A 14,044-nucleotide genomic window follows, 5' to 3' on the forward strand; every position below is an offset into this window, starting at 1 on the left:
AATGCTCCGTATGGCACGAACGGTACTGCCCTTGGATTGCCGGAGAATTCCATGCGGATTGACGTCACCGCAGGTAGCATGAGGAGAAAGCGAAAGCGCTACCTTAACATCAAGTCCGCACGCCCTCCGGAAGGCACTTTCATGCCTCTTGCCGGGGGCGGCCCATCGGCTTGGCCAAGCTTAGGTCGTTACTAACATATCCTTGGTCTCCTGAGAGATCACCTGCTGCATACTGGACTTGATAATGGCGCAGCCGGCGGTCAGATGCTCCATCGAGACGGTCAGCGGAGGCATGATCTTCAGTACACAGTCTCCTCTGCCGGCTCTTTCTAAGATGAGCCCGTTCTCGAAGCTGATATCCGTCACCCGCTTCGCCCCGGCTTCATCCATGAACCCCGAGACGTCGATGCCCCAGATCAGGCCGAGTCCGCGGATGGCGATGGACGGATGCAGAGGCTTGATTTCTTGATCAAGGAACGAGCGCACATACTCTTCCTTCTGTTTCACCTGAGCTTCCAGTTCGGTTCTGTCCCGGTACTCGAGAGCAGCCTTCGCGGCCACAAAAGCCAGCTGGTTGCCGCGGAAGGTGCCGTTGTGCTCGCCCGGCGTCCAGATATCCAGTTCGGGCTTCAGCAGCAGCAGGGACATTGGCAGGCCGTACCCGCTGATCGACTTCGATAGGGTAATGAGATCCGGCTCGATCCCCGCACGTTCGAAGGAGAAGAATTCGCCTGTCCGGCCGCACCCTACTTGAATCTCGTCTGTAATGAGCAGAATATCGTGCCTGCGGCAAAGTTGCTGCAACTCGCGTAGCCACTGCGCGTCGACAACGTGAATTCCGCCTTCGGCTTGTACCGTTTCAAGCAGGATCGCGGCCGGCTTGTCGATTCCGGAGTGCGAATCAGTCAGGATATTCTCGATATAGCCGAGCGTATCCATTTCTGCGAAAGCCCCGCTTGGGTGCGGCATGAACGTAACTCCGTCCAGAGGAAGCCCCGCCCCTTCTCTCATGGACTTGGAGCTTGTCGCCGACAGACTGCCGAGCGACATGCCGTGGAAGCCACCCATGAATGCGAATATTCCACTTCTCTTCTTCGCCTTGCGTGCGAGCTTCAGGGCCGCTTCCACCGCATTCGTCCCTGTTGGACCGCAGAATTGAAGCTTGTAATTCAGCTTCTTCGGCTCCAGGATCCGCTCAGAGAAGCTCTGGATGAATTCACGCTTGGCCATTGTATACATATCCAGACCGTGCATAATCCGGTCGGAGGTCAAGTAATCGAGAACCCGGTCTTTAATATAATCGTTGTTATGGCCGTAATTGAGCGCCCCGGCACCTGCAAAGAAATCAATATATGCTCTTCCGTCCTCAGAATATAAAAGGTCTCCCTTGGCCCGGTCGAATACCACCGGAAAGCTTCTGCAGTAAGATCTTACATTGGATTCCAGCTTTTCAAAAATGCTCACTCACTTCATCCTCCATCGGAATTGGGATAAGGTTGGCTCCATCTTTCTGAACCTTCCTTTCTGAACCTTCTGACGTCATGGAGCAACATATTCTAGGCTGTCATTTTCCACAATTGTTGGTCCCCGCATGCCGGCTTGTTGGTTAGCCAGTATACTGGTCTCTCGCACACAGCTTGGATGGGTATAAAAAACCCTACAATTCCATTTATTAGAATAATAGGGAATAAGACCTAGGTTGAATTATATCAAAATTTACAAGAATGTATAGTGATTTTTTTGTTAAATATAGTCATTATATTGTTAAATTTGGTTCATAAAACATAATGTGTTAACATTTTTCGTTTAAAAAAGTGAATGGAAAAGAAACATTGTGAATGATTTGATATCAATCGAGGAATTCGACGAGTGTTGACATCCATCCATTTTAAAGGTAAATTTGGTATATACTACCTTTAAATATTCTTTGCCGGTGTTCCGATTCCTTGTACTTTGTAATAACTTAACATGATTACCTGACCAATCTCTGAAAGCCTGGCTGGAAACTGGCCGCAGCGTCCGCACGGATGGCAGCCGACATAGTTTTGTATCACGCCTTCTGCTCTGCGCCTCTGTTAGGTAATTATATTCTGCTCCTCCTCATCAAACCGTTTGTGAGGTTTTCCCTTATACGCTTTCCGATATCCTTCACTCATTTACATACAGATTACAAACGCGAACGGACAATGATTTCGCTTCGCGTAATAAGCACCTTCATCGAGCGAATTGTTGCTTCTTGGCATACCATTTTGTGAGTTGTTGAAAGATGTACCAGTCATGTTTAGTCATGTTCAGTTATCTTTCTTTATTGTTCAGATGATCTTTTAGTGGTGGATTTTCGTTCAATGAATGACCGCAATTTACAATGCACAAACACAAATAAGGTGGTTCTAATATTCAGAACCACCCTCCTGAAACATCAAAAAAGTCCTGATGACTAAGTCATCAGGACCATTATTTTGTTCATACTGTATTAGTTTACTGAATCTATTGATCAATCCGTTATCCATGTCATTTGGCAATAGTTCGTGTAGTTCCATACTTTTGTTAATGGTTCTACACTTATTTATCACTAGACAATAAAGTAATTAATACAGAATTCCTTACCTTACTCAACCGTTACACTTTTCGCCAGGTTACGTGGTTTATCCACATCATGACCCAGTGCAAGGGAAGCATAGTATGCCAGCAATTGCAGCGCAACTACAGACAAAGCAGGGCTAAGCAGTGGTAGTGTCTTAGGAATCGCAAACGCTTGGTCTACGGATTTCAGCAATGGTGCTACGTGCTCTTCGTACGTAATTGCCAATACATCTGCGCCACGTGCTTTTACTTCCTTAATGTTGCTCACTGTTTTCTCAAGTACGTTCTCCTGCGTTGCCAGGGCAATAACAGGGATACCATCTTCGATCAATGCAAGCGTACCATGTTTCAACTCACCCGCAGCATACGCCTCAGAGTGAATATAAGAGATTTCTTTCAGTTTCAACGATCCTTCTTGAGCTACTGCATAGTCAAGACCACGACCGATGAAAAAGAGATGTTCATGTTTGGAGATTTGCTCTGCATATCCTTTGATTGCTTCCGCTTGCTCCAACATGGATTCCACTTGTTCAGGCAATGCTTGCATCGCTGCCAGCGTGTGTGCAATCTCTTCTGCAGATTGAGTACCACGAACTTGTGCAAGGTACAGACCAAGCAAGTTGAAAGCAATCAACTGCGAAGTATACGCTTTGGTAGAAGCTACTGCAATTTCAGGACCTGCCAATGTTGCGATAACATCATCTGCATCACGTGCAATGGAGCTGCCCACTACGTTTGTGATTGCCAGTACATGTGCACCATTGGATTGTGCTTCACGCAAAGCAGCAAGTGTATCGGCAGTTTCACCGGATTGGCTCACTACGATTACAAGTGTATCTTTGTGCACGATTGGGGAACGGTAACGGTACTCGGAAGCCACATCTGTTTCAACCGGAATACGTACCAATTGCTCAATCACTGTACGTCCAACCAGACCTGCATGGTACGCTGTACCACATGCAATGATTTGAACGTTACGGATATTTATAATTTGTTCTTCAGTCATTTTCAACTCAGGAAGTTGGACTTTTTTGCCTTCATTATCGATGCGACCCAGCATTGTATCACGATATGCTTTTGGTTGCTCATGAATTTCTTTCAGCATGAAGTGCTCAAATCCGCCTTTTTCTGCGGTTACAGCATCCCAATCGACACGAATCATTTCCCGAGAAATAAAGTTGCCTTCAATTGTCATCAATTCGACAGCATCATGTGTCAACACAGCCATTTCACCATCATTCAGAATGTACACGTTACGTGTATGTTCCAGAATTGCAGGGATGTCGGAACCAATGAAGTTCTCACCTTCACCAATACCAATAATCAATGGGCTTGCTTGACGCACAGCTACGAGTTTCTCAGGCTCATGCTCTGTCAATACACCCAGTGCAAATGCGCCACGCAACAACGTGATCACTTTTTGTACTGTTTTGACGATATCACCATTATATTCACGTGCGATCAGGTGAGAGATAACCTCAGTATCTGTCTCGGAAGTGAACGTGTGACCTTGAGCCATCAATTCGTCCTTCAGATCCAGATAGTTCTCAATAATACCATTATGCACAACAGAGAACTTCTGGCTTCCATCCGTGTGTGGATGAGAGTTCTCATCCGATGGTTTACCATGAGTTGCCCAACGTGTATGTCCGATTCCGGCATTACCTACCAGTGGTGCACCATCCAGCTTGGCTTCAAGGTTCGCAAGACGACCGAGAGCTTTTGTGATTTGCAGACCTTCCGGTGTGAATACCGCGATACCTGCAGAATCATAACCACGATACTCAAGTTTCTTCAATCCTTCGACCAATACCGATTGAGTGTTCTTATTACCAATATATCCAACAATACCGCACATAATTTATTTCCTCCGTTTGTATATGAATACTGTGTCACGAAGAGAAACAGGCAGAGGCGGCATATCGGAAAAATGAGTGATTGCCTAGCGTTTCATGAATACTTGGTACTTATTCAATTATCAATGATCAGAGCGACCTCTTGTCGCCCCGCTGTCATCATAAGCTGTTATGAATGCAATCATGAATGTACATCATTTTCCCGTCCGCGTACTGTTTACGCTCTTCACGCACATTCATTTGAATTTTAGTTTAACTCTTGCACCTGCACCGGCGCGTTGTGTGGACAGTCACCTATCCATTTTCCGCAATCCGGTTTACGGCTCTGGTGCTTCACCGGGAGGTCCCCGCCGAACAATCCGAACACCTCCACCTCGTCAGCTTGATTGCCGTTGATCTTAATCAGCCGTTCTTCAACCTAGAAGAAATCCTGATCAACATCATCCCGCGCAACTCCAAGCTCTGGCGCTTGTATAACTTTAACCTTACGTTCCTCACTTTCTGTGTCTGAATGACGACTCCACTCATTATATGCACGTCAGGTCCATTTTGCAATGGAGCAAAGTACCTGTGACAATTTTAGCATATTTACCTACAATCCCGACCTGATAAACGGACCTATGGTCTCATCAGGCCGGGAAGCAGGAATATCCATGCATAAGTCCTAAATCATGTTATATTAAGCCTCGTTCTACACAACAATTCCCTTAAGAAAACCGTATGCAGAAGGTATCTCTTACATCTTCAAGTCCTATACAAGCTCTTTTTGCACTACATCTGCGATTTGAGACACAAATTGTTCAAGTTCGTCTTTGTCTGGTCCTTCCGCCATAACACGGATCAGAGATTCAGTACCTGAAGCACGAACGAGTACACGTCCATTATCGCCGAGTTGTTGTTCTACTGTAGCGATAGCTTGCTCGATTGCAGCATTACCCTCGTATTTGCTCTTATCTTCAACACGCACATTCACCAATACTTGTGGGTACTGGGTCATGAGCGCTTTTAGTTCACTCAGTTTTTTACCGGAAGCCTTGAGCGTATCCACGAGTTGAATCGCAGTCAGCATACCGTCTCCAGTTGTATTGTAGTCCAGGAAAATAACATGGCCAGATTGTTCTCCACCCAAGTTGTAACCGCCGCGACGCATTTCCTCCATCACATAACGATCACCTACTGCCGTTTTAGCTGTTTTCAGTGCAAGTTTCTCCGTTGCTTTGTAGAATCCGATGTTACTCATAACCGTTGATACCACGGTACTGTCCTTCAACTTGCCTGCACGATTCATCGCATCTCCACAGATACACAGAATGAAGTCTCCATCCACCTCAGCGCCTGTCTCATCAATAGCAATCAGTCGATCTGCATCCCCGTCAAAAGCAAGGCCCAGATCCGCTTTATGTTTGAGCACTTCTTGTTTCAGGTTCTCTGGATGAGTTGATCCGCATTGCTCATTAATATTCAGGCCGTTAGGCTCAGCGCCAATGGCAATGACTTCTGCACCTAGTTCACTGAACAATTTCGGTGCCAGTTCATAAGCTGCTCCGTTTGCACAGTCCAAAACAATTTTAAGTCCAGAGAACGATTCATTTACAGTCGTTTTCAGGAAATCAAGGTAACGATAACGGGATTCTTCATCTGTCGTTACAGTACCCAGCCCGCCACCAACTGGCCGTGGCAATTGATCTGTCTCCGCATCCATCAGTTCTTCAATCCGGTTCTCTGTTTCATCAGACAGCTTGAAGCCATCTCCACCAAAGAACTTGATTCCGTTATCCTCAACCGGATTGTGGGAAGCCGAGATCATCACGCCGGCGTCAGCTTTCAACAAACGTGCAATATACGCCACTCCCGGAGTGGATACCACGCCCAGACGGATCACATCAGCGCCAATGGACAACAGACCTGCAACCAGTGCGGATTCCAACATCAATCCCGAGATACGAGTATCCATGCCGATAACCACTTTTGGTCTTTCCACACCACCTGCAAGCACGTAACCACCACAACGTCCAATGCTGTAAGCCAGCTCTGCCGTTAACTCTTTATTGGCAACCCCTCTTACACCGTCTGTACCAAAATATTTCCCCATGATTTAACTCCTTCTATTCGCATCATATACGAGCACTATTATTATTTTTTGAGAATTTTAAAATTAGAACGTTTACGGATTAGCGCCACTTTTACTGCCAGTACCGCTGTTATTATTATTATTTAAATTACCTCGACTGCTTGTGCTCCCCTGTTGGCCCTGATCCTGAGTATCCGTATTCGATTCCGTTTCTTCTTCATCAGGAACAGGCTCTGTTTCCCCATTTTCAACCTCGGCTGGTGTTGGGTCAGGTGCTACCGTTCCCTCGTCTGTCGGTTCTTCGCCAGGAGTGGTCGTAGTCTCTTCAGCCTTTTCGCTAATTTTGACCGTCGCACTCAATGCAGTGGATGATTCATCCAGTTTGGCATAACGGGGCAGGTCGGCTTCAAGCTTGATCTCATGCGTTCCGGCCGCAAGTCCAGCAAGATCCCCGGTTAACGTGAGATCATCACTACTCAGACCCTCAAGCATACTTGCTGAGCCTGTAAGTGTGAGGTTCAGACCCCCGCTTCGAGGCGTAACCAGCGTCCCTTCCAGTCCATTCCCCGCACCGGTAAGTGTGATGGGGACGTTTGGAAAGACTTTGGTTGTCTCCTCTGCCTCGTCAAATGGTGATATGGTTACCTTGATCTGAATCGAACTAGGCTCGATTTTCTCAAAACCGGAAGGCGGCGTCAAGTCCACGTTAACTGTCGATGTACCCGACTGATCAAACTGTGTAAGATCAAGGGTTACTTGGTCGTAGGACTGTATACCCGCAAGCGCATCCTCTGATCCATAAACCGAGACTTCTTTCACGCTTGGCTCTACCGTGGAGAGTACCAGGCCTTCCGGAAGCTGTCCCGAATATTTGATTCTTAAGGGTACAGATGTATAGGGCTGATTGACCGGAACTCGGACTTCAACTGTTTGAGGCGTTATAATCGCATTTTCAAGGACCTTGCCCTCAGCATCGTATGCTTGAAGTTTCACTTTTTTCTGTATGACATCTTCCTTGGCATCTTTCACGCTCACACTGCCCTGGACCTTCGCTACAGCCTCGAGTTGCCCTTCGGGCAGAGTTACCTTAACCGGCGTCGAAGGTTCCGTTACGGGCGTTCCAGCACTGTATCCGGCGGATGGTTGCCCTTCGGGTACAATATTCACATTGAAGGATTTGGTGCCCAATTTTTCTACATTCACCGTAACCATGGAAGGTTCCATGCTGACTACTTCTACTCCGGAAGGCAAATCAGGTACAAGTGGCAGTGTATTGGACCCATCTTTCACCTGACTCAGATCAACCAGTACCTTGTAATCGTCATTTGTAAAAATCGATGTTAGCATCGAGCGCTGTCCTTTGATCTCCAGTCGGACCTCATCCGTACTTAATGAAGTAAGCACATAGCTGTTACTGTCTAATCCATAAGGTTGAACAGGCACCGTACGTTCCACAACCTTGTTGGTCGTCCCTGTTGTAATCGTAGGGGTGGTTGGTACTTCATCCAGATGAATCATGAACCAGAGCAGCAGGCTCACCGCAAGCGCAAGTATTTTGGCAAAGTTATTATTGTTAAACCACTTATCCATTGTTACGTCCTCCCTTCCGTTTCCAGAAGGTTGTCCAGCCATTCTTTTTCAGATTGGATGTAGGGCGCAACTCCTCATACAGTTTGGCAATCAGCGATTCTTCCTTAATATCACGAACGACCTGTCCATTCATTGCCAGTGACACTTGTCCTGTCTCCTCGGAGACAACCAGACAGATCGCATCTGCAACTTCGGTAATCCCGATTGCTGCACGGTGACGTGTTCCCAATTCCTTACTGATAAAAGGATTCTCTGATAATGGCAAATAACAAGCTGCCGCCGAAATCTGTTTTCCCTGTATAATAACGGCTCCATCATGGAGCGGTGTATTTGGAATAAAGATGTTAATCATCAGCTCCGAGCTGACCAGAGAGTGCATCTTAATGCCCGATTCCGTGTAATCGTTCAGACCCGTTTCACGTTCAAATACGACCAAAGCGCCAATTTTACGCCGTGACAAATAATTAACTGACTTGATAATCTCACCAATTAACACCGTTAATTCTTCATCACTCGCTGCCGCTGAACGTCCAAACAGCTTACCTCGTCCCAATTGCTCCAGACCACGACGCAGTTCAGGCTGAAAGATAATGAATACCGCAACAACACCAAACGTAAACATCTGGTTCATTAACCATTTGAGCGTATACAGGTTTAACCACGTACTTAATGCCCAGATCAATACAAGGAACAGAATCCCTTTTAGGAGCTGAACCGCACGTGTCCCCCGCACAAGCAAAATCAGTTTGTACATAATATAGGTAACGATCAATATATCGATAACGTCCTTAATGGACTCTGTCCACGTTAAGTCAGCAAAATAATTCATAAGCCAGCCCCCGCTATCCCCATTGATGAGTAAACCCTGATCTCATATTAACCCATTAGGATTTTATATAATCCTTTGTCTCCGCATTTTTGCATCATTTGATTTGTGCAAAATGCTTATCTATATGTAGTAGTATGTTCTCTTTAGTATCTAGGTTATAACGTTAACGTTCAGGTTGCAAGTTACGGCAGTCTCAAACTGCACATAAACATCACATTTACCATGAATTACAAAGTTTGCGTATAAAAAAAGAGTACCCCATGCAATCTGGAGGTACCCTGCTTGGTATATACCATTGAAGATTTTACCCTGTTCTAGCGATAAGCTACTTCATTTACCATATTGGTTATTTTGTACCAGAACCAGTCCAGCGCCTGATCAATACTTTTCACCTGACCTGAAATATGCGCCGTTGAAGCCTGAAACAGTTGTCCGTCGATAACCGTCAGATTGCCGTTCACATCACCATATACTTGTGCGGTTCCATTTTCTATCGTAAGATCGCCAGCAATTGACTTACCTTCAGGAACAATAACCGTGTTACCCTGAATCACGATCTGGTCCAGATTATTTCCCTTAACAACCATTTCGTTATTCTGATTCCAGAAATTCAAGGCGCTAAAGAGCATCACGACCAAAAAGAAGGCTGCCGCCGTCAGCGCGGGATGTCCTTTGACCCATTTGAGCCATGCTTGCTGTCTCTTGGGCTGGGGCAGAGCATTCATAATTCGATTGGTCAGCTCATCAGAGGCAGACGGTGAATAGTGTTTCATGGCAAAGAGTAACATTTCCGTCTGTTCCAACTCTTTAAAGCGCATGCGACAATCCGGACAGATCACAAGGTGACTTTTCAGTTCAACCTTCTGGGCCGGGGACAACGACTCATCCAAACATTCATGCATTAAAGAGACGGCCGAGTTGCAATCCATATGAGAGCCAATCCTTTCTTAAATCACTTAGTCCATGTGCCATTAAAAAGCACGCATAAGACTTGCATACATTACATACGCATCCGTTTCGGATATGTTTCAAATAATTTCGCCCATATTTAAAGGCGTTTAATATTTATAACTTATACTCCAATTTTTTACGTAGAAAATCACGGCCCCGATGAACGCGTGTCTTGATCGTTGTTACGGGCATACCTGTCACGTCACTGATTTCCTGTAGCGACAAGTCCTGTAAATATCTCAGAATCATAACGGACTTATACTTGGCTGGCAAACTGTCAATGGCCTCACGAATGAGTGTCTGCGTTTCTGACAGGAGTGCTTCACTCTCCGGTGTACGATCATCACTCGGGAGCATCGCATAACCATCAGATCCTTCCTGGTCATTCAGTTCAGCATCCAAAGAGTATGAAGGTTTCTTTCTGCGCAGTCGGTCAATACACAGATTCGTTGCGATCCGGTAGATCCAGGTTGAGAACTTCTGGTTCGGATCGTACTTCTCCATATTACGAAACACACGCAAAAACGTCTCCTGCACAACGTCTTCAGCTTCATGACGATTGTTCAGCATCCTGTATGCCAAATGAAATAGCTTGTCCTTATATAGTTCAACGATTTCTGCGAAGGCTCTCTGGTCGCCCTTGAGCACCAGTTTCACAAGCCTGTTCTCCAAATTGTCCACCCTTATTCCCCCAGACATGCTGATGGGTCTTCCGTCTTCTGATACCCGTCCACACTTGTAATTCACCAATCAAATCGTAAATCAACTTTGGTCAAAAATCAAGACTGTATGACAAATATCCGCCAAAAACAGTAAAAACGGGAACTCCCGCAGGAGTCCCGTTTCATCTCTCACTCCGTAGAGCAGAGAATGGAGCTTTTATTCAACAAAGTAATGGGTACTTTGTTACATATAATTATTCAAAATGCAGCAGTTCAATCATCAACCTGTGTTACGCAGTCCTGCAGCAATGCCGTTGATTGTCAGCAACACTTCTCTGAGCAGTTCCGTATCATCCTCACCACGTTCACGCATATCTCTGAGCTCGCTCAGAAGTTGAACCTGCATGTAGGACAACGGATCTACATAAGGGTTACGAAGACGAATGGATTCTTGAATAACCGGTACATCATCCAGAATTTCAGCTTCACCGGTAATTTTAAGAATCAGCTCTTTTGTGAGCTTGAATTCGGCTTCGATCTGACCGTAGATGCGATCACGGGCTTCTTTGTTCGAAGTCATGGCTGAATATTCTTTAGCAATCACCAGATCTGCCTTGGCTACCGCCATCTGTACCGTATCAATTAATGTACGGAAGAATGGGAAGCTTGCATACATTTCTTTCAGGACAACCAGATTTTCCTCTTTATCCTGATAGTAACTTTGCAATCCTGTTCCTGCCGCATACCATGCCGGAAGCAGATAACGGCTTTGCGTCCATGCAAATACCCAAGGAATTGCTCTCAGATCTTCGAACTTGTCGCTACCTTTCCGCTTGGACGGACGTGAACCAATATTCAGTTCACCCACCTCTGGAAGCGGTGTGGATTCCTTGAAGAAGGTAAAGAAGTCTGGATCACGGAAAATCAGATCCTGATATTTCGTCAGGGATACTTCCGAAATCTCTTTGATGATGCTGTCCCAATGGCGTTCGGATGCTGACTCTTGCGGCTCAAGACCATTCAGTGCTGCTGTAATCAAAGCAGAAGTTGCCTGCTCCAGACTACGGTATGCGATCCCTTTAAGGGAGTAACGGGAAGAAATAACCTCTCCCTGCTCCGTAATCTTGATGCCCCCACCAATGGTATGCGGTGGTTGAGCAAGAATACTGCGGTTAAGCGGCATGCCGCCACGTCCAAGAGCCCCACCACGTCCATGGAAGAACTTCAGCTTAACGCCGTGTTCATTCCCTACAGCCGTAATAGCATTCATCGCTACGCGCAGTTCCCAGTTGGCAGTAACCACGCCGCCATCCTTGTTACTGTCGGAATAACCTAGCATGATTTCATGCAGTTCATTCCGTCCTTTTACGCTTGCGCGGTATACAGGAAGGTTGAACAGCTTCTGCATAATGTCCGAAGCCGCATGAAGATCATCAATCGTTTCAAACAGTGGTACCGCTTGAAGTGTAGATACAACGTCACCGTTGTGACCTTTGGTGAATAAGCCCACTTCCTTGGCAAATACCATGACTTCCAGCAAGTCACTTGCGCCCTGCGTCATACTGATCAGGTAACTTGTGATACAGCCGGTCCCAAATTCGTTCTGGGCACGCTTAATGGTACGGAAGACATCCAGACACTCTTTGGTTCCCTCCGTGTATTGGTGATAAGGAGAAGTAAGAGGACGCGGATCATCCAGCAAACGAGCAAGCAGATCGATTTTACCGTCTTCAGTTAGACGCGCATAATCTTCTACAATGTTCATTTTCGCCAAAATCTCCGACATCGCATTTTCATGTTCCTGACTGTGCTGACGCACATCCAATGCTGCGGTATGGAAACCAAACAACTCGACTTGACGAATCATTTTGCGAATAGTTGTATCCGCTACGTAATCGGCAAAATGATGGCGCAGACTTCGATCAATAATCATCAGATCATCAATCAAATCCTGAGCACTATGATAACGGTCAGCCTGACCTAATTTGTTCTCATCCAGTACATTGTTCAACTTGGCAATCATATAGGCCAATTTGATGCGATATGGCTCTTTTTCATTTCGCCACATATCCACCTTTTTCAACGTTACACAACTACGGTCCTGCTCAATAGACTGCACCAGCTCATCCGATACGTGGATGATGTTCGTGCTGAAGCTGAGATGGCCCATAAGTTCAATCATAATCCGTTGGTATTCACGCAAAGCGAGCTTGCGTTGCATCAACAACGTCTGCCATGTTACATCTGAAGTTACCGAAGGATTTCCATCCCGGTCTCCACCGATCCAGGAACCGAACCGCAAATACGTCGGCACATGCCAGTCATGGTCAGGATAAAATTTGTTCAGGCAGCGTTCCAGCTCCTGATATACATCCGGAAGTACGTGGAACAACGTTTCATGAAAGTAATACATCCCGTTCCGCACTTCATCGAGTACAGTCGGTTTGCGGTCGCGGAGTTCATCTGTCTGCCAAAGTGTAATAACCTCATTCAGCAGTTTCTCACGCAACTGTTCACGTTCACGCAACGTCAGCGTAGGATTATCAAGTAGCATGACATCTTCGGATATCCGTTTATGGATGTCCAGAATAACCCGGCGCATGGCTTCAGTTGGGTGAGCTGTCATAACAAGTTCCAACGACAAATCGTCGAGAATCTCTTCCACCTCTGTATGAGACAGTCCACGTTCCTTAAGATCCTGTACTGCTTTCTCAATCGATCCTGGCTGCACAGCGTCCCCTGCAGAACGTTCATAATCCCGTTTACGCCGGATCCGATGGTTTTGTTCAGCAATATTAACTAATTGAAAATAAATAGCGAAAGCCCGAATAACCTGGTGACGATTGTCCGAGTCTAATTCCTGGATCATCGTTTTGAACTCTGCATAGAGTTCTGGCAGAAATTCTGCACGCAACGATTTGCTCGTTTCCCGAATCTTCTCAACGATATCTAGAAGCTCCGTGCCGCCTTGATGGACAAGAACTTCTCCGAGTATATTGCCCAGGAACCGCACGTCTCGCCGAAGCAGGTTGTTGGATTGGCTTTTGCTGGCGGTTACCATAGTTTCAGTCATGCTTATCCTCCCATCTGATCGTTCCATTCGTACACGTAAATTTGACACCTTCATAACATCATACAATAAAATGGTACGAAAATCTTTATTTTTCTATTAGAAAAAATGGGGATTATCCCCGATTTACAGCACAAAAACACGCTTTTTTATTCATTTTCTTGTTCTGCTTCAATTAATGGTCATATACTGTCGCATGATACCTTTTTCACGTACTTTAGATAAATCAAAAGTCTCATACCTATTCTTAAAAACTCATAAATATACAGTTCTTTTAGATATGATCCCATGTACCTGATATTAAGGTTAAACTGCATAATTTCATTATTTGAGAACAGATGATATACAAAGAAACATGACCGGCAAAGCAAGCTTTTGTATACTTTACCACAGTGACGCAATAAATTAAAGATGTAATTATAAATTTCTTCC

The 14,044-nt window shown here is 45.7% G+C and carries 8 protein-coding genes; all 8 read right to left on the reverse strand.

Translation table 11 applies throughout. The features are described from left to right. Positions 1–180: 180 nt before the first annotated feature. Positions 181–1,464: a diaminobutyrate--2-oxoglutarate transaminase gene (gene ectB, locus F0220_RS26370; protein WP_105601988.1), complete on the reverse strand. Its 1,284-nt coding sequence runs from the start codon at positions 1,462–1,464 to the stop codon at positions 181–183. A gap of 1,144 nt (positions 1,465–2,608) precedes the next feature. Beyond that, the gene (gene glmS, locus F0220_RS26380) at positions 2,609–4,441 is read right to left on the reverse strand and encodes a glutamine--fructose-6-phosphate transaminase (isomerizing) (protein ID WP_105601990.1); all 1,833 of its coding nucleotides are present in this window, start codon (positions 4,439–4,441) and stop codon (positions 2,609–2,611) included. A 749-nt stretch (positions 4,442–5,190) separates the two neighbouring features. Further along, positions 5,191–6,531: a phosphoglucosamine mutase gene (gene glmM / locus F0220_RS26385; protein WP_017692121.1), complete on the reverse strand. Its 1,341-nt coding sequence runs from the start codon at positions 6,529–6,531 to the stop codon at positions 5,191–5,193. A 72-nt stretch (positions 6,532–6,603) separates the two neighbouring features. Continuing rightward, the gene (locus tag F0220_RS26390) at positions 6,604–8,100 is read right to left on the reverse strand and encodes a CdaR family protein (protein WP_181155603.1); all 1,497 of its coding nucleotides are present in this window, start codon (positions 8,098–8,100) and stop codon (positions 6,604–6,606) included. Then, complete coding sequence (gene cdaA, locus F0220_RS26395; RefSeq protein WP_017692119.1) at positions 8,093–8,929, reverse strand: diadenylate cyclase CdaA; 837 nt, start codon at positions 8,927–8,929, stop codon at positions 8,093–8,095. The genes F0220_RS26390 and cdaA overlap by 8 nt, the downstream gene beginning before the upstream one ends. 314 nt (positions 8,930–9,243) lie before the next feature. Further along, the gene (locus F0220_RS26400) at positions 9,244–9,858 is read right to left on the reverse strand and encodes a zf-HC2 domain-containing protein (protein ID WP_036614042.1); all 615 of its coding nucleotides are present in this window, start codon (positions 9,856–9,858) and stop codon (positions 9,244–9,246) included. A 136-nt stretch (positions 9,859–9,994) separates the two neighbouring features. After that, positions 9,995–10,561: an RNA polymerase sigma factor SigW gene (sigW, locus tag F0220_RS26405; RefSeq protein ID WP_017692117.1), complete on the reverse strand. Its 567-nt coding sequence runs from the start codon at positions 10,559–10,561 to the stop codon at positions 9,995–9,997. 261 nt (positions 10,562–10,822) lie between these two features. After that, positions 10,823–13,615, reverse strand: a complete 2,793-nt coding sequence (ppc, locus tag F0220_RS26410) for a phosphoenolpyruvate carboxylase (protein ID WP_105601994.1) — start codon at positions 13,613–13,615, stop codon at positions 10,823–10,825. Between the last annotated feature and the right edge of the window lie 429 nt (positions 13,616–14,044).

Source organism: Paenibacillus sp. 37 (genome assembly GCF_008386395.1).
Classification (GTDB): Bacteria; Bacillota; Bacilli; order Paenibacillales; family Paenibacillaceae; genus Paenibacillus; species Paenibacillus amylolyticus_B.

What these genes read in the sequence shown, in the direction of transcription:
- glmS (WP_105601990.1), bottom strand. Translation starts at nt 4,441, where the DNA reads ATGTGCGGTATTGTTGGATATATTGGTAATAAGAACACTCAATCGGTA.
- glmM (WP_017692121.1), bottom strand. Translation starts at nt 6,531, where the DNA reads ATGGGGAAATATTTTGGTACAGACGGTGTAAGAGGGGTTGCCAATAAA.
- F0220_RS26390 (WP_181155603.1), bottom strand. Translation starts at nt 8,100, where the DNA reads ATGGATAAGTGGTTTAACAATAATAACTTTGCCAAAATACTTGCGCTT.
- cdaA (WP_017692119.1), bottom strand. Translation starts at nt 8,929, where the DNA reads ATGAATTATTTTGCTGACTTAACGTGGACAGAGTCCATTAAGGACGTT.
- F0220_RS26400 (WP_036614042.1), bottom strand. Translation starts at nt 9,858, where the DNA reads ATGGATTGCAACTCGGCCGTCTCTTTAATGCATGAATGTTTGGATGAG.
- ppc (WP_105601994.1), bottom strand. Translation starts at nt 13,615, where the DNA reads ATGACTGAAACTATGGTAACCGCCAGCAAAAGCCAATCCAACAACCTG.